The sequence below is a fragment of the Paenibacillus sp. JT31N7 genome (genome assembly GCF_059692095.1).
Genome location: NZ_JCAUAT010000003.1, coordinates 660,936 through 675,469, shown reverse-complemented (window position 1 = coordinate 675,469; position 14,534 = coordinate 660,936). Strand labels below are relative to the sequence as shown.

Here is a 14,534-nt window from a genome sequence, read left to right as displayed (position 1 = left end):
AAAAACCGCCGTGCAGATTGCACGGCGATCAGAGGGACTGCCAGGTTCACAGACAGCAACCGCACCGGATGATTGATTGCAGGAGGGAAAAGCAGCGGCTTTCGGGCACCAGTTCACTTGGAAGCAAGGAATGTTACGGCTTGCTTTTCTTAGGCGCCAGCCCGTCTTTTTCCGTCAGCACCTCGATCTTGGAGCCGTCGGATGTAAGCAGAATATTCCCGTTAAGTCCCGTGGAATATACGGTTGAATTTTTCTTTTCCAGCCGTTCCTTCAAGTTCGGACTCTGAAAATTGGTCTGGCTCATGACCACGATTTGGGGGGAAACGGCGTTCAGAAAAGCTTCGGACGACGAAGTCGATTCGCTTCCGTGGTGAGGGGCGTCCATCATATCGGACTTCAGTTTGTCTTTCCACGGTCCGGAGGACAGCTCGATTTCGCGATGTTTATAAATATCCGCCGTAAACAAAAACGATTTTTCGCGGAATGTCATTTTCAGCACCATGGAGTAATCGTTGATTTCCGGTGCGGAAAATACTTTAACCGCGTCCGGCAGAGCGCCTTTCGGGGGCGAGAGCACTTCGAACTTGACTTCGTTTCCCAATTGGAAAACGTCCCCTTCCTCCAGCGTCTGCACGGGAACCTTTTTCGCTTCGAGAGCGGCCATGGTGTTGTTGTACGGAGTCGATTTGGCGTAGGGCAAATTCACCTGATAAAATCGGCCGATCGGTTTGTTCCCGGCAACTGCGGCAAATCCGCCGACATGGTCGATGTGCGGATGTGTATTGAGCGCAAAGTCGAGCTTATCGACGCCAAGCTTGTTTAAATACCCGATCACCTGCGCGCCCGCTTCCGGTAAACCGGAGTCGATCAGCAGCGTCTTGCCTTCCGGCGACGTGATCAGGAAGCTGTCGCCCATCAGGTTCTCGCCTCTCAGATCGAAGTAACGGATACTGAGCACGCCTTTTCCCGATTCTTTATTGAAAATTCGCGCCGTACGCGGTTCCGTGCTTTGGGGTGCAGGTACTGGTGAAGCCGCTGCCGGTTCGGACATGGAACTTCCGGTTCCTCTGGTACTCCCGTTTTTCCCCGATCCCTCTGCGTTTCCGGCTTTTCCCGTGCCGCCCTCATTCACGGCGCCTCCCGGGCTGCCTGCCGGTTGAACGCTTCCGGCACTGCCGGAGCCGGGTGCCGAGCATCCTGCCGCCGTCAGCAGAACTAAAGCGGCGGCTGCAAGCCTTAAACGCGATGTAAAGCTATGTGTGCCTCTCAGCCGGGACATGGACGTTTCCCCTTTCTTCCTTACTAGGCTGTAAAAAAGGGAGAAAGACATCACGTCCTCCTCCCGTCTGCCGGAAGCTCTTACTTGCTGCTCTTATACCGCTCGTAAGACTGCTTGTAAATCTTCACATATTCGTCCACGCCCATCTTTTGAACGGTCGCCACATATTTGTCCCACTCGGACATCGGCTGGGAGCCGGTAATGAATTTCGCTTCCATTTCGCCGATATACGTTTCCATGTCCTTGCCCACCGTCGAGCGGAATTCGGTCTCTTCTTCGGTGAAGTTGAAGTTGTTCCACAGCTCCTTCACGGCGTGAGGCTCCGCTTTCTTGCCCGTTTCCACGGATTCCGGCAGCGTCTCCGAGCCTTTGAAATACTTCTGCTGCACGTACCCCGGGTAGCTGCCTCCGAGCCAGGTGATGTATTTGGCCAAAGCCTGGTCCATCGTCAGCCCGTTCGGATTTTTCGTGATTTCCTCGACGAATTCGAGCTTTCCGTCCGCCGTTTTCTTATAGGTCTGGCCTTCGATTCCCATGAAATAGAACGTCGCGCCTTCATCGCCGTAAAAATGGTCGATCCACCGTACGGTCGCTTCCGGATTCTTGTTCTTGTCCGTAATGACGAACGCGCCCGGCCAGACGGCCGGCACCTTGACGTGCGAGTAAAGCTGGTCGCCGTGAGGGCCCTTCAGAGCACCGAGCCCGAAATAGCCGGTCTGGTTCATCTGGGTTTTCGGATTCGGATTGATGGTGGCGCCGAACACGCCTTTCTGTCCTTTGGCGAACAGGGCCGCCGTCTTGATCGTAAAGATTTCTTTATCGATCAAGCCTTCGGTATACAGCTTGCGCATGTATTCAATCACTTCTTTGTAGGCGGGGTCCGTCCGGAAAAACCGCAGGTCGTTCGTTTTCGGGTCCACATCGACGAATTTGTGGCCGAGACCGCGGTTTCCGAAGCCCCACGCCCCGCGCAGCTGCTCGATCAGCGGGTTGATTCCCTCTCCCGCATATGGAATTTCATCCGCCTGCCCGTTCCCGTTCAGGTCGGTTTCTTTGATCTTTTTCAAATACTGGTAAAATTCCTCCGTGGTGGCCGGCTCCTTCATGCCCAGCTTATCCAGCCAATCCTGCTTGACCCAGAGCGGAGTCCCGATAAGCATCGGAAGAAAATCCGGGCTGTAGAAGGAAGGGAACGAATAAATGTTGCCGTCCGGCATCGTCAGGCCTTTTTTCAAATCCGGGTATTTCTCCATCAGTTTCTTGAAATTCGGAGCGTACTGGTCGATGAGATCGTTCAGTTTGACGAAAGTCCCCTGCGCCCCGTACTTCATCAGGTCGGAGGAAGGAACGCGGGCCGAATAGAAGGCGTCGGGATAGTCCCCGCCGGCCAGCGCGAGATTGCGTTTTTCCGTCAAATTTTCAAACGGTACGAGCTGGAACTTGATGTTCATGTTAGTCATTTTGGCGTATTCTTTCCAAACGAGTGTTTCTTCGAAGTTATTGCCGTTCGTCGCCGCCTTCCCCGTGAAGAAGGTGAGCGACACCGGCTCCTTGGCGATGGGCATTCCCGTCGGGTTCAAATTCGCCACTTCTTTCTTGCTGTCTTTGCCGTCCGCGCTTCCCGCGCTTTCGCTTCCACCGCTGCATGCCGACAGCACGCTCACGGCCATGGCGACGGTTAACGTCACGGCTGTCCATCTCATTGTTCTCATCAGCAAATCTTCCTCCCTTAGTCCATTGTATCTATCGGCAGCCGGGGTGTCAGCCCCGGCGGACCCGCAAAGTCTTCCGTTCCTTCCCTTCCAATCAGCCTTTGACCGAGCCGATCATGACGCCTTTGACAAAATACCGCTGCAAAAACGGGTACAGCATCAGCACCGGCAGATTGGCCACAATGACGACGGCGTATTTGATCGCTTCGCCCTCCATCACATTCCGGGCATGGGAATCGTCTCCGACCCCGAGCATTTCCTGCATCTGCCCCTGGATGAGAATTTCGCGCAGGAAGAGCTGGAGCGGATATTTGTCGCGGTCGGTCAAATACATCAGCCCGCTGAAATAAGAATTCCAGTGGCCGACGCTGTAAAACAAGATCATGACGGCGATGATCGGCATGGAAAGCGGCAGTACGATTTTCCAGAGAATGCCGAGGTTGGAACAGCCGTCTATCGAAGCCGCTTCCTGCATTTCGCCGGGGATCGAGCTCTGGAAAAAGGTTCGCATGATGATGATGTTATACACCGATACGGCTCCCGGAATAATCAGCGCCCACATCGTGTTGAGCATGCCCAGGTTTTTCACGAGCAGGTAACTTGGAACCATACCCCCGCTGAAAAACATCGTAAACACCATGAGGGCGGAAATCGCGTTCCGTCCGGCAAAATCTTTGCGCGAGAGCGGATAAGCGGCCGCGACGGATAGAATCAGATTGATCGCCGTGCCGACGACGGTGTACACAATCGTGTTCAGGTACCCCGTCAAAATTTCGTTGTTCTGAAAAATTTTCGTATAGCCCATCCATGTAACGCCTTTGGGCCACAGCCATACTTCTCCCCGCATGACCGCTTCCGGACTGCTGAAGGAGGCAACCAGGACGAAGACAAGAGGGTATAACACAATCAGGGAAACGAGAGACAACAGCGCGTAAACGGCCCAGTCGAACGCTTTTTCCCGGGTGCTTTGAATGGTATTCATCGGGCAGTCCTCCTTTCTACCACAAGCTGGTGCTGCTGACTTTGCGGGCGATCCGGTTCACGGTAAGCAGCAGAATAAAGTTGATGACGGAATTAAACAGGCCGACTGCCGCCGAATAGCTGTATTGACCGTCGATAATTCCTTTCTGGTACACATGCGTAGAAATAATGTCGGATGCCTGCATGTTCAGCGAGTTTTGCATGAGATACACTTTTTCGAAACCGACGCCGAGCAGCGATCCCATATTCAGAATGAGCAAAATGGTGATTGTCGGCATAATACCCGGCAGATTAATATGGAGGATGCGCTGCCAACGGCTTGCCCCGTCGACCCTCGCCGCCTCGTGAAGCTGCGGATCGATTCCCGTGAGGGCAGCCAAGTAAATGATGGAGCTCCAGCCCATCTGCTGCCAGACGCCGGACAGGACGTAGACGCTTTTGAACCAGGCGGGATCGGTCAGAAAGTTAACCGGTTCCCCCCGGAACCACGTCACGACCATATTCAGCAGACCGGTCTGCGGCGAAAGGAAAATAAATACCATACCCACCAGAACGACCGTCGACAGAAAATGCGGCGCGTACGTGACCGTCTGGACGAACTTGCTGAACTTTTTAGAGCGAACTTCATTGATCATGAGGGCCAGAATAATCGGAACCGGAAAACCGACGACGAGCTGGTAGAGACCGATGCCCAGCGTGTTGGTCAGCAGCCGCCAGAAATAATAGCTTTCGAAGAAACGCTCGAAATGTTTGAAGCCCACCCACGGGCTGCCCCAGATTCCTTTGGTCGCGATAAAATTTTTAAAGGCAATTTGTACGCCATACATGGGAAAATACTCGAAGACCAGGAAAAACACGAGGACCGGTAAAATAAGCAGATACAGATCCCAATTTCTCCGGACCCGTTTAAAGACCGCGGATCGTTTCGGTTTACGGACGGCCGAAGCGGCCGGGGCTGATGCCGGAGCCGCTGTTTGTGACGATGACGCTTCTTGTGACAAATCCCCACCCCACTTTTCATGTATTCTTTCCGGAGCATAGCAAACGGGGCCGCCGACGGGTATTTACACTTCTTTATCTCCTTGGCCCCAGATTCGCCGGATAAAAAAAAGATAAGAATCTAAAAAAAGGCTTATTTGTTCCCCGGCATTCTTTGGATAAAATAAGAAGACAACACGGTAAGGGAGCTTGATGCGCTTGAAACGGGTCCTGCTTAACCGGCATTCGCTGGTCTACAAAATATTTTTCAGCTTTCTCGGCATTCTGCTGCTGTTTTCCGTTTTTAACGGCGTGTCCGTCTATTTCTTTAACAAAAGCATGCAAAACGAAATTATCCAGTACAACCGGCTGATGCTTAAAAATACGGCCGAACGGTACGAGACCCATTTCGAACGGATCAAAACGATGCTGTTCGACCTTTATTCGAATGAAGCGCTCGTGGCGTTCAACCGCCAACTGCTGACGAAGGCGGAGCCGGACATCGAATACTGGAAGGCGTCCGAGGTTTTGAAAACGGTCCGCACTCAGGCTTACAATCCGATGTTTTATCTCAATAACCTGCTGGTGTATTACGATTCCCATTCGCTGATCGTGGAGAAAGAAGGCAGCGTGAACGCGCCCATGCTGTTCGAGCGCTTTTACCGGAGCGCGGATTATCCGCTTGCTTATTGGAAGGAACAGTTTGCGCGAAGCGGGAACTACGTGCTGCATCCGCAGTCGTCATTCAACGTGACGACCTTAAACTCGTCGGTGGATGTCGAGCTTATCCCGTTCTCGTTCCGCATGCCCGGCTCCAACTACCAGACCGTTGCCCTCCTGGACGCCCGCGCTCTACAGGAAGCGTTCTACGGCCCCGGAGACAGCCGGGAATTTATGATCCTCCGGGAAGACGGTTCCCTGCTGTACCGGTCTTCATCCGCCTTCGGCGCCGGGGATATCCCGTCCTTCGGGCCGGAAGGAGCCGGGTATGTAAAGGCGGGCGACACGTATTTTTTTGCCGAAAAAGATCCCCTCACCCGGCTTACATATGTAACGGCGCTGCCGTACGCGAATATTACGACCAAGGTGCGCAACGCGAGCCTGACGCTGCTGCTTATTTTTGCAGCCGCTCTTCTGCTCGGCATTGCGGCCTCGCTCTTCTTCAGCCGCAGAATTGACCGGCCCGTCAAACAGATGCTCAGCTCCATTGCGAGCCGTGACCCTGTCCGGCCGAAGAGCGCGATCCGCGAGTTCGACCTGATCCATCAGAACCTCCACGAGCTGATACAGGAAAAAGAAGCTGTCCAGAAAGAGCTTCTCGGGAAAAAGTCGCTTCTGACCAGCTTCGGTTATATCAATAAATTGAAAGCGATTACATCGGATATTAACGATTGGCAGGATATCGCGGACATGGACGACCCGTTCTGCCTTGTGCTGACCCAACTGCAGTTCAAAACGGAGCCGGGTCGCGACGGCCATACCCGGACGGACCGGATGGCCTACTATATCCGGGAATATATCAACGTTGTCATGACCGAGCATCTTCCCCATTCGCACACGTTCCAGATTGATACGAATCAGATTTTGACGCTCGTAAGAGGCGGAGATGAGCCGGAAAAACTCGAGGAAGCGCTGGAGAAGCTGAAGCCCATCCTCGACCGGGACAAATCTTATTTTCTCGTCACGCTCGCCGTCGGTTCGGTTCACGAAGGGTCCGGCCAGTTCAACGCCGCCTACAAGCAGGCGCAGGAGATGGCGCAGCAGGCCCGGCCTCTGGACGAGTGCCAGATTATCCGCAGTCACCGCGTTTCGCCTCCCTTCGCGCTGAACGCTGCCCAGGAGCAGGAGCTGTTCCAGCACATCCAGGCGGGAAATCTCGCCCACTGTGTGTCGCTGACGGAACGCATCCTGGAGCAGATGGAGAAGAAGGAGGCGGGACTCGCGCAGTACCGGCAAATCGCCGAGAGCATCCTGCTCCGCGCCGCTAGAGCCGTCGAGCCTTACCACCGCGCCGGGGCAGCCGCAATGGCGGGGCAGGGCAAGGACGCCGAGCCTGACCCGCAGGCCCCGGCGGCGGACAGTAGCGCTCACCGTTCGGCGGAGAAGCCGCCGGACGCAAGCGCGGGCCAGCAGGCCTACGCAGCCAGTGCCGCAGGCCATATTCCCCGGTCTTTGCCGGGGAATATGATGGAGAGCGGCGGGGGCACCGGCCATATTCTTCGGACTTTGCCGGGGAATATGGCGGGGAATGGCGGGGACATTGGCGGAGCCGGACCTGCGGTTGCCGAGACGGCCTGCACCTGCGGCGGAGATCCCGGCGCGCCTTGCGAAGCGGCCTGCGTTTGCGGCGGGGCTTGCGGCCCGGAGGGAGGCCTCTCCTTCCAGGAGCGCCACCAGCGCCTGCTGAGAAGCTGCTACACCCCCGGCCAATTCGCGCAATTTTACGCGCAGCTGCTCAAGGAGGCGGCCGGGATCATCGCAGCGGGCAGGGAAGAGCGGGATTCCGTCATCGAATTCGTGATGAACGAACTGGAAAACAAGTTCGCCGACGATATTTCGCTCGATCTGCTCGCGGATAGGCTGAACTTGTCGGCTGCCTACTTGTCCGTGTATATCAAAGAGAAAACGGGCGCCAACTTCAGCGAACAGCTCAACGCGATCCGCATCCGCAGGGCGAAAGAGCTGCTCGGCGGTACCGGTTTGAGCATGCAGGAGATCAGCGTGAGAATCGGCTACCGCAACGTCACCTCTTTCAACCGGATGTTCAAGAAGATGACAGGGCTTCCGCCCGGTGAATACCGCAAGAGACATGTCATCGGCCGGGAGCTTGGCGGTTTGTAGGTAAGGCAGCTTCTGCTATTTTTTTACCCCGCCTTTTACAGAGCCGCGTTTCATTCGAAGTTTGATTGGTTAAATATTTCTAATATCTGTTGATTATTAATGGAATTATTTACCGTCCGAAGCGTACGATCAACGGATCTATCTCATCCTGACAGGGGGAAAACAAATGAACCCGCGCAAAAGAGCGGTTACGCTTGCATTCTGCGCTCATTTGGCGCTGCTGCCGCTTGCCGGCTGCGGTTCCGGCTCTGATTCATCCGGCGGAGCCGGTACGATTACGCTTGATCTGGCTCTCTGGGACGAAAATTTGACGGAAGTGATCCAACAGTCGCTTGAAAGCTACAAAAAAGAGCATCCGAACGTAAACGTGAGAGTCACGTATACCCCGTTCGCGGATTACTGGAGCAAGCTGCGCACCAGCCTGGCGGGCAAAAGCGGACCGGATGTTTTCTGGATGAACGGCCCGAATTTCTATCAATATGTAAGCGCTAACTTATTGAAGGAGCTCGATCCGCTGCTGGCGGCGGACGGCATAAAAAAGGAAGATTACACGAAAACGCTCGTCGATATGTACTCCACTGACGGGAACTTATACGGTCTTCCATACTTCCTGGACGACATCGCGCTGTATTACAACAAAGAAATGTTCGATGAGGCGGGCATCCCTTATCCCGATGAAACCTGGGACTGGAATAAACTGAAGGAAACGGGCGCCAAACTTACCCGCAAGGACAAAGGCCAATACGGTTACATCTCCCCCGTTACAAACCAGGACGGTTACTACAACCTGATTCATCAGGCGGGCGGGTACATAATCAATGAAAATAAAACAAAATCCGGTTTCGACCTTCCGGAATCCGTAGCTGCCTTGAAATGGCTGAAGCAGCTTTCGGATGAGGGTATCTCGCCGGACGCCAGGCAGCAGCTCGAAACAGAGCCCGTGCAGATGTTCGGCTCCGGCAAGGCCGCCATGGTGCAGGCCATTTCGGTCAAAGCCCCCGAGCTTCACGGCATGCTGGGCGATAAACTCGGTATTGCTCCGCTGCCCGGAGGGAAGCGGAAAGCCACCATCGTGCACGGCCTGAGCTGGGCGGTGAATCAGAATACCGAGCACGAGCAAGCGGCCTGGGATTTAGTGAAAGCGCTTGCCGGCGAACACGGGTCGACTCTTCTCGCTAAATCCGGCTTTAGTATTCCCGCCTATGAGAAAGCCCAGGCCGAGTGGCTGAAATCGATCCCGTCGCTGAATCTGCAGGTATTCGTCGACAGCATCGCTAATGCCGCTCCGTACCCCGTCTCGAAATATACCGCGGAATGGCAGACGGTCGAAACCAAAGAAATCCTGGAGGCTATGCGCGGGATGAAAAGCGTGGAAGAAGCCGCGGGCAGGATCGCTTCCAAAATGAACACGCTGCTGGAAAAAGAACAGGGGGTGGCGAAATGAACACGGAACGATCTATCCGCTCCGCCGTGAAATCCAAGACCGGACGCTCCGGCATGGCGGCTCGGGAAGCCATGTGGGCTTATCTTTTTATTGCTCCGGTCGTTCTGGGACTGGCGGTTTTTTATACCCTTCCCGCTCTTGGCTCGCTGGTCCTTTCCTTCTTTGACTGGGACGGCTTGTCCAGAGCTTCCTTTATCGGCTTCGACAATTTCGCCGCTCTGGCAAAAGATGAGGATTTCCTCCGTTCTCTCTGGAACACCTTCCTGTTTACCGCGGGCTCGGTCCCTCTGTCCATCGCCTGCGCGACCTTGATCGCCGTGCTGCTGAACCAGCCGATCCGCGGGTTGACGGTGTACCGGACACTCTTCTTCATCCCTGTCGTTACGATGCCTGTCGCCGTAGGAATGGTCTGGCGCTGGCTGTACAATTCGGAATACGGCCTCATCAACCAGGTGCTGGGCTTTCTGCATCTCCCCCAGCCCAACTGGCTGTTTGACGAGCATATTGCGCTCATCAGCATTATCCTTGTCAGCGTCTGGATGAATGTAGGGTACAACGCGATCATTTTATTATCCGGTCTCCAGGGGATCTCCAGAACCTATTACGAGGCCTCCTCCCTGGACGGAGCCGGCAGCTGGCGCAAATTTATTCATATTACGGTCCCTCTGCTGAGTCCGAGTCTCTTTTTTGTCCTTATCATCTCGTTCATTAACTCGCTCCAGGTGTTCGACCTGATCTATATGATGATGGGCAAAGACCAGTCCATGCTCACTTACACGAGAACCGCCGTCTTCAGCATCTGGGAACAGGGCTTCAAGTTTTTCCATTTGGGGTATGCCTCCGCCCAGGCGTGGGTGCTCTCCGTCGTGCTGATGCTAATTACGCTTATCCAGATGTATTTCCAGAAAAAATGGGTTCATTACGAATAAGGGGGTGCCGAGATGGCAGCAAAAATGGCAGCAGAACCGGCAGCAAGGACAGCGGTCAGGACAACAGTTAGGACTGCTCCCCAAGGCAGGTCCCGCTTTTTAATCGTCCACTTGTTGTTAATCGCCGGCGGTGTCGTTATGGTCGCCCCTTTTCTATGGATGATCCTGACCTCCCTCAAGACACTGTCCGAGTCGTTAAAAGTACCGCCCGAAATTTTTCCGAACGCGTGGCAGTTTGAAAACTTCACGAAAGTATGGGGGAAAAACAACTTCGGACGTTATTACCTGAACTCCATCTTCGTGACGACTGCCCGCACGGCCGGACAGCTGCTCCTGTGCTCGCTCGCGGCTTTCGCCTTTGCCCGGCTGCGTTTTCCCGGCAAGAATCTGCTGTTCATCGGGATGCTGAGTGTGCTGATGGTGCCTTCTCAGGTTGTGCTCATCCCGAATTTTATTCTCATGCAGCAGTTCAGATGGCTGGATACGTTTTACGCGCTGATCGTGCCGGGTATTTTCAGCGCTTTCGGTACCTTCCTGCTCCGCCAGTTTTTTATGGGGCTCCCCAAAGATTTGGATGAAGCCGCCAAAATCGACGGCTGCAGCCTCTTCGGCATCTATTGGCGCATCTATTTGCCTTTATCCAAACCGGCGCTTGTCGCCTTGGCCATTTTTACCATTCTGGCGGCGTGGAACGATTTCTTCTTCCCGCTCATTATGACCAGCTCGGACAGCATGCGGGTTCTGCCTGTGGGCATTGCGAATTTCCAGGGCCAATACACGACAGACTATCCGCTGCTTATGGCCGGCGCTCTGCTTGCCACCCTGCCGATGATTCTGATGTTCATCTTCCTTCAACGCTATTTTATCGAAGGAATCGCCATGACGGGTACGAAAGGCTGAACGGAGAGATTATCGATTACCGATTATCGGCATCGACCGTCGTTTTCCCAGGTCACAAACAGACGGAAATGGAATGGACGCGAAATGACTAATCCGGTTTCCATCTGCATCGATACGTCCGGAACAGGTGGCGCCCCGTCCGTTTTCTCTCACTTCCCTACCGGTACATGCTATACTGGATCAAAAAAGAATCGGGGCTGAAGCATGACGACGTACCTCGCCTTATTAAGGGGAATCAACGTAAGCGGACAGAAGCTGATTAAAATGGCCGAACTCAAAATCATGTTCGAAGCGATGGGGTTTGCCGCGGTGAAAACGTATATTCAAAGCGGAAACGTTCTGTTCCGGTCAGACCTCGCGAATGCTGAAGATTCGCTCCGGGAGCGGATTGAAAATGAAATCGCCGCCGTATTCGGCTTTCAGGTCTCCGTTATTATACGAACGGCCGAGGAATGGGAGCAGATTATCCGGGACTGTCCCTATGATGCGGCAGATCTGAAAGAGGGCGAGAGCATCTATGTGACGCTGCTGGGAGACCGGCCGGAGCCGGAAGATTTGGGGCGTATCCCTGAGCCGGACCCCCGCCTGGAGGAATACCGGGTGAACGGACGCGAGGTATACTTCCTGTTTCATCAAAGCATTCGCGATTCCAAGGTGGCCGCCAGCCTGCATAAGCTGAAAACCCCCGCAACGACGCGGAACTGGAACACGATGAACAAGCTGCTTACGTTGGCCCGTTCTCTTTAACCCGTCTCTTTTCCGAAGGCAGTCTTATCTCCTGCTCCGCTCCCGGACGGGACGGGACGGGTCGGGTCGGGTCGGGTCGGGTCTGCGAAAACAAAAAAAGCCGCCGATTGGCGGCTTTCTTTGTTCCATCCGGCGGCGTTCCCGCAGCTCCCGGCGCTCGGTAGAGTTCGGGTTGCCGCGGCACAGCTCTCGTCCGGGACAGGCATGTACATGCACACGGGGTGCATTTTGGTGCATTTATTGGCCCGCTTTGCCGATCTTTCTCTTTTTCAGCTCGTAGGAGTTTACGCTGGTAGAGATGATATACTCGGGCTTCGGCTGCCCTCTTTTCTCGCGGTGCCCCTGAATGTGCTCTTCGCTCTTCTCCCAATTCTTCCAGGCTTCTTCCGATTCCCAGCGGATCAGGATCAGCACTTCCTCGTTCTCTTTCTTCGAACGGTTAACCATCACACTGACGTCGATAAGGCCTTCGCGGCTGTCAATGGCGCCTTCTTTGCTGAAACGCTCGACAACCTGATCGGCATTTCCCTTTTCCACTACGACGGATCTCGTTTGAATGAACATGAAGATACACTTCCTTATTTGTGAACTATACCTTCATTGTAGTTGATAAAGATTATCATTGTCAATTTGATCCGCTCTTCCACAAACCGCCTGGGCACGGCTTAAACCCGCTTTTTTCGTAAAAAGAAGCATGCGCTTCGGCAAACGTGACGGTTACGATCTGGAGTCCCGTCCGGTCCGCCTCTTCCAGCAAGCGCGACACCAGAGCCTTCCCGATCCCCCGGCCGTGGTAGGGCGGGGTGTACGATGATGTCCTCCATGTAACCGTGCTGAAGTCCCGTGCCCGCCATATAGCCGATGTCCGGGACATCCTCTCGCCCGAACTGCTCCTTGAAGCCCGCAGCCGGCTGGAGTCCATTGACGTAGACGGCATCTACAGCATTTCCCAAATCGAAGAGCTGGTCACTTTCCCTGATGCCCCTGATGGATTACACGGGGCGACCCGATTTTGCCGTCAGCGCTCTCCTCAACGGCCGGTTTGGGCTGATGGTCGCTGGCAATCCCATGGTACTGATCGCGCCCTCGACCATGGCTATGCAGATTAAATCGCCCGAGGATCTGCATAATAATTTTTACTATACGTCTTTTTCCCTTCTGGTTCGGATTCTCAGCATTTTCCTGTCTGTGCCGCTGCCGGGTTCTACCGGGGAGGCTGCGCATTGCGGAAACGAATCACCGAAAAAAGCGAAACGGATGAAGCCAAAAGAGCGTCGCGCAAAGGATGAAGGCTCGGAACGATCCGCAGTTCGGCGCCCGTCGCCGCCAGCTTAGCCAGCAGATCCCCTTCCCGTTCGACCGATACAGGTGTTACCTCCCGCCCGGCCGTGTGGTAGCCCGCCGTCGCATCGAGCAAACGGAAGTCCCGTTCATCGAAGGTGTACCGGTACAGGACCGTCTCTCTCAGCCGCTCCAGCCAGGCGCTCTCTATCGCGATGACCGTATCGGAGGCGGCCGGTCCGAACAGCAGCCGCTTGTCCTCCTCCCCGACCTCGCCGGAGAGCGCATACACGATTCGCGGGCACTCCCTCGGGAAGTAGTATAAATGCGCATGGGCTTCGTCTACCGCCCAAACTACAGGCGGCAAATCTTCCCGTCCCGGCGTTTTTCGGGGAATGAAGACCGGGATGCCGGGTTCTTCGCTGAAATGATACAGCATCGGGCCGCCTCCTTTTTGCTCCAATCGTGAGTTTTCAGCTCCGCTTACATTCGTCCGCCTTTTTTCGGTTGTTCAAAAAAATTCATCCAGCCAGATATAATACTTGACCTTGTCCTCGTCCAGCCCGTCCAGCCCGTAAAGCTCCAGAAAGAGAGCTTTGTAACGGTCGTCGCCGTAATCGTGCCGGAGGCTGCGGATCGCCAGACTGATATCCTGATAACGGTCCGCCACGCCCGCTCGGCCGAGATCGATAAATCCCGTCAGCTTCTCTCCGTCGATAATCAGATTAGGCGCACAGTAATCTCCGTGCGCAAAAACCAGATCCTCGGTTTCCGGCTTATTGGCGAGCAAAATCCGGTATAATTCCTCCGGCGTACAATCGTACTCCTCTTTTATATCGGTCGGGTCCACCAGACTTTCGTCGACTATTCTTTTCGCATCCCGGAGCTTCTTCTCCAGCCCGTTCGACAGCGGACAATCGCGGATATCGAGACCGTGCACGCTTCGGAGACCTTCCGCGTACAGCTTCACAAAAAGTTCCGGCTTCGCCTGAATCGTCTCGTGGGAGCCGTCTTTTCCGGCCAGCGCCTCCATCAGCAAATAGTCCATCCCGCCATGTTCGGCCGTGTACAAGGCCTTGGGAACCGGGAGCTTCCCGTCCAGCCAAGTGAGCGCTTCGATTTCCGGCCGGAGCGTTCTCCACCAGATGCTAGGGGCGATTTTCAGAAATGCGGGGGCTCCCTTGTACTCCTTCACGTGATAGACGTGGTCTCCGGAATACCCGATTTTGTTCACGGTTAATTCTGTCTGCCCGAGAAGCTCAAGAAGCTCCTCCGGCCAGTTACGCATACTCTCATCCATCTGTCTGTTCCTCCTTAAAACTCCATGTGATACGAATGTGGATGCGGGATTCGACACCGCACGATTCCGTTCCCTGAAATAAAAATTTTCCGGACAGCCTCGTCATCTGCCTTTTCTGGCGCTAGTGTCCGGTAGCGGCTTC

Annotated in this window: 13 protein-coding genes and 1 pseudogene; 6 read left to right on the top strand and 8 right to left on the bottom strand. The window is 54.7% G+C overall.

Translation table 11 applies throughout. The features are described 5' to 3' along the window. Positions 1-133 precede the first annotated feature (133 nt). From AC58P5_RS17635 to AC58P5_RS17620, 4 genes are all read right to left on the bottom strand, one after another. On the bottom strand, positions 134-1,279 hold the full coding sequence (locus AC58P5_RS17635; RefSeq protein ID WP_497388717.1) for a ComEC/Rec2 family competence protein: 1,146 nt from the start codon (positions 1,277-1,279) through the stop codon (positions 134-136). Between the two features lie 80 nt (positions 1,280-1,359). Next, a complete protein-coding gene (locus AC58P5_RS17630) occupies positions 1,360-2,991 on the bottom strand; it encodes an extracellular solute-binding protein (RefSeq protein ID WP_497388715.1) in 1,632 nt (543 codons plus the stop codon). Positions 2,992-3,085: 94 nt separating this feature from the next. Beyond that, positions 3,086-3,973 carry a carbohydrate ABC transporter permease gene (locus tag AC58P5_RS17625; RefSeq protein WP_497388713.1) on the bottom strand — a complete coding sequence of 296 codons (888 nt, stop codon included), beginning with the start codon at positions 3,971-3,973 and terminating at the stop codon, positions 3,086-3,088. Positions 3,974-3,989: 16 nt separating this feature from the next. Next, positions 3,990-4,973, bottom strand: a complete 984-nt coding sequence (locus AC58P5_RS17620; protein WP_497388711.1) for an ABC transporter permease — start codon at positions 4,971-4,973, stop codon at positions 3,990-3,992. Between the two features lie 190 nt (positions 4,974-5,163). Between AC58P5_RS17620 and AC58P5_RS17615 the strand changes: the two genes are divergently transcribed. The 5 genes from AC58P5_RS17615 to AC58P5_RS17595 all read left to right on the top strand — a co-directional run bounded on the left by AC58P5_RS17615 (position 5,164) and on the right by AC58P5_RS17595 (position 11,811). After that, a complete protein-coding gene (locus AC58P5_RS17615; RefSeq protein ID WP_497388709.1) occupies positions 5,164-7,791 on the top strand; it encodes a helix-turn-helix domain-containing protein in 2,628 nt (875 codons plus the stop codon). Positions 7,792-7,957: 166 nt separating this feature from the next. Continuing rightward, the gene (locus AC58P5_RS17610; RefSeq protein ID WP_497388707.1) at positions 7,958-9,235 is read left to right on the top strand and encodes an ABC transporter substrate-binding protein; all 1,278 of its coding nucleotides are present in this window, start codon (positions 7,958-7,960) and stop codon (positions 9,233-9,235) included. Beyond that, positions 9,232-10,164: a carbohydrate ABC transporter permease gene (locus tag AC58P5_RS17605; protein WP_497388705.1), complete on the top strand. Its 933-nt coding sequence runs from the start codon at positions 9,232-9,234 to the stop codon at positions 10,162-10,164. Before AC58P5_RS17610 ends, AC58P5_RS17605 begins: the two co-directional genes overlap by 4 nt. Positions 10,165-10,302: 138 nt before the next feature. Beyond that, positions 10,303-11,064 carry a carbohydrate ABC transporter permease gene (locus AC58P5_RS17600; RefSeq protein ID WP_497389106.1) on the top strand — a complete coding sequence of 254 codons (762 nt, stop codon included), beginning with the start codon at positions 10,303-10,305 and terminating at the stop codon, positions 11,062-11,064. A gap of 204 nt (positions 11,065-11,268) precedes the next feature. Beyond that, positions 11,269-11,811 (top strand): DUF1697 domain-containing protein, encoded by a 543-nt coding sequence (locus AC58P5_RS17595; RefSeq protein WP_497388703.1) that lies wholly within the window; start codon positions 11,269-11,271, stop codon positions 11,809-11,811. A 237-nt stretch (positions 11,812-12,048) separates the two neighbouring features. On the opposite strand, the gene AC58P5_RS17590 is transcribed toward AC58P5_RS17595, so the two are convergent. Both AC58P5_RS17590 and AC58P5_RS17585 read right to left on the bottom strand, forming a co-directional pair. Further along, positions 12,049-12,375: an antibiotic biosynthesis monooxygenase gene (locus tag AC58P5_RS17590; protein ID WP_497388701.1), complete on the bottom strand. Its 327-nt coding sequence runs from the start codon at positions 12,373-12,375 to the stop codon at positions 12,049-12,051. A 61-nt stretch (positions 12,376-12,436) separates the two neighbouring features. After that, positions 12,437-12,748: a GNAT family N-acetyltransferase gene (locus AC58P5_RS17585; protein WP_497388699.1), complete on the bottom strand. Its 312-nt coding sequence runs from the start codon at positions 12,746-12,748 to the stop codon at positions 12,437-12,439. A gap of 41 nt (positions 12,749-12,789) precedes the next feature. Here AC58P5_RS17585 and AC58P5_RS17580 point away from each other — a divergent pair. Further along, a pseudogene (locus tag AC58P5_RS17580) lies at positions 12,790-12,954 on the top strand (spore germination protein); the annotation flags it as partial. A gap of 61 nt (positions 12,955-13,015) precedes the next feature. Here the strand turns inward: AC58P5_RS17580 and AC58P5_RS17575 are convergent. Both AC58P5_RS17575 and aph(3')-IVa read right to left on the bottom strand, forming a co-directional pair. After that, positions 13,016-13,531 carry a DUF6886 family protein gene (locus AC58P5_RS17575; protein WP_497388697.1) on the bottom strand — a complete coding sequence of 172 codons (516 nt, stop codon included), beginning with the start codon at positions 13,529-13,531 and terminating at the stop codon, positions 13,016-13,018. A gap of 72 nt (positions 13,532-13,603) precedes the next feature. Next, positions 13,604-14,392: an aminoglycoside O-phosphotransferase APH(3')-IVa gene (gene aph(3')-IVa, locus AC58P5_RS17570; protein ID WP_497388695.1), complete on the bottom strand. Its 789-nt coding sequence runs from the start codon at positions 14,390-14,392 to the stop codon at positions 13,604-13,606. Positions 14,393-14,534: the final 142 nt, after the last annotated feature.

What these genes read in the sequence shown, in the direction of transcription:
- AC58P5_RS17635 (WP_497388717.1), bottom strand. Translation starts at nt 1,279, where the DNA reads ATGTCCCGGCTGAGAGGCACACATAGCTTTACATCGCGTTTAAGGCTT.
- AC58P5_RS17630 (WP_497388715.1), bottom strand. Translation starts at nt 2,991, where the DNA reads ATGAGAACAATGAGATGGACAGCCGTGACGTTAACCGTCGCCATGGCC.
- AC58P5_RS17625 (WP_497388713.1), bottom strand. Translation starts at nt 3,973, where the DNA reads ATGAATACCATTCAAAGCACCCGGGAAAAAGCGTTCGACTGGGCCGTT.
- AC58P5_RS17615 (WP_497388709.1), top strand. Translation starts at nt 5,164, where the DNA reads ATGCGCTTGAAACGGGTCCTGCTTAACCGGCATTCGCTGGTCTACAAA.
- AC58P5_RS17610 (WP_497388707.1), top strand. Translation starts at nt 7,958, where the DNA reads ATGAACCCGCGCAAAAGAGCGGTTACGCTTGCATTCTGCGCTCATTTG.
- AC58P5_RS17605 (WP_497388705.1), top strand. Translation starts at nt 9,232, where the DNA reads ATGAACACGGAACGATCTATCCGCTCCGCCGTGAAATCCAAGACCGGA.
- AC58P5_RS17600 (WP_497389106.1), top strand. Translation starts at nt 10,303, where the DNA reads ATGGTCGCCCCTTTTCTATGGATGATCCTGACCTCCCTCAAGACACTG.
- AC58P5_RS17595 (WP_497388703.1), top strand. Translation starts at nt 11,269, where the DNA reads ATGACGACGTACCTCGCCTTATTAAGGGGAATCAACGTAAGCGGACAG.
- AC58P5_RS17590 (WP_497388701.1), bottom strand. Translation starts at nt 12,375, where the DNA reads ATGTTCATTCAAACGAGATCCGTCGTAGTGGAAAAGGGAAATGCCGAT.
- AC58P5_RS17585 (WP_497388699.1), bottom strand. Translation starts at nt 12,748, where the DNA reads ATGCCGTCTACGTCAATGGACTCCAGCCGGCTGCGGGCTTCAAGGAGC.
- AC58P5_RS17575 (WP_497388697.1), bottom strand. Translation starts at nt 13,531, where the DNA reads ATGCTGTATCATTTCAGCGAAGAACCCGGCATCCCGGTCTTCATTCCC.